Here is a 1,239-nt window from a genome sequence, read left to right on the forward strand (position 1 = left end):
CGCTCGATGCGCCAGCGCATTTTGGTCACGAACACAAGCTGCTCGAGGGTCGCCTCCTCGGGTGCAGTAGTGAGAAAATATTTGAGCGGCTCCGTATCGCCATCCGGCCATTCAATAAGCAGCCATTCTTCTTCGCGAACGGTACTTCGCCAATAGTCGTGATGTGCGGGACGAACCCGTACGGCGGCAAAGCGTGAGGAAAGGGCTGCGTTGCTGCCTTCCCGCCAGGTTACGGTTTGCCAGGCGTTCATGGGTAATTGCATGGCCAGTTCCTTCACCACGAGCGGTTTATGGCCGGGCGCACGGCGCAACAATTTCGGTGGCTGACCGCGCCCACTCCAGGGTTTGGGCGGCAGCGGCGCCGTACCGGGCGCCCACACAGAGGTGCCCGGCCGGATCCCTACTGCATACAACAAACCCAGTTCAGTTACGCTTTCCCGGAAAGCGGTTTCGTCACCGTACCCGGCATCGGCAAGCACAATGCCCGGTGCAATGCCGGATGCGATAGCCTCGCGAAGTTGGGCCAGCGCAATCTGTGGCTTGGTCTCGAAGGTCAGGTCCTCAGGAATGCCTGCGCGACGCGCTCGTTCCCGGTCGTCAATCCATTCCTTGGGGACATACAGTTGCCAGGCAATCGGCAGGCTGCCGCGTTGCGTCGCGATCGACAGGCTCACGGCGATCTGGCAGTTATCCTGTTTCCCCAGTTGCCCACAGTATTGCCGCGCTACGCCGACCGAATGCCTGCCTTTCTTCGGGAAGCCCGTGTCGTCAATAATCCAGTAATAGCCAGACTCTTCGGCAGCGTGCAGGCCCAACGCGGGAATCACCCATTCGCGTACCCGCTGCAGGACCGCCCGGTCAGACCATTCTGCCTTGGCTACAAAATGGTGGAGTGACTGGTGTTTCGCACTCGCGTGAAGGGGGTCAATATGCGCAGCCATCGGCTCGACGCTCTTGCGTGACAACGGCATTACCAAGCCCGAACAGTAACCCTTGAGGCCGGAATGGCGATCGGCGTGCCCCAACGCCTGCGCCAGATGATTCAGATACGCGTCAAATTCGTCGACGTCTTCTTTCATCACGGTCGCCCAGAGTTTATATTATTCAATACTACAAGGTATCACTTTGCTGCAAACATCTTTTTGTGACACAGTGGTACTAGCAGGCTGCTGAAGTACCGCTGAAACACGTCATCGCGCAGAGTACGTGAAGCGTTGATAGAGGGAGCCCAACTGCCTG

1 protein-coding gene is annotated in these 1,239 nt (G+C 58.4%); it reads right to left on the minus strand.

The annotated features are described in order from the left end of the window. The coding region (locus J8I87_RS43940) for an IS701 family transposase (RefSeq protein WP_209938896.1) at positions 1 to 1,079 on the minus strand (1,079 nt) is incomplete at its 3' end. Between the last annotated feature and the right edge of the window lie 160 nt (positions 1,080 to 1,239).

Origin of the sequence: Paraburkholderia sp. LEh10, from assembly GCF_017814945.1 — a bacterium.
Classification (GTDB): Bacteria; Pseudomonadota; Gammaproteobacteria; order Burkholderiales; family Burkholderiaceae; genus Paraburkholderia.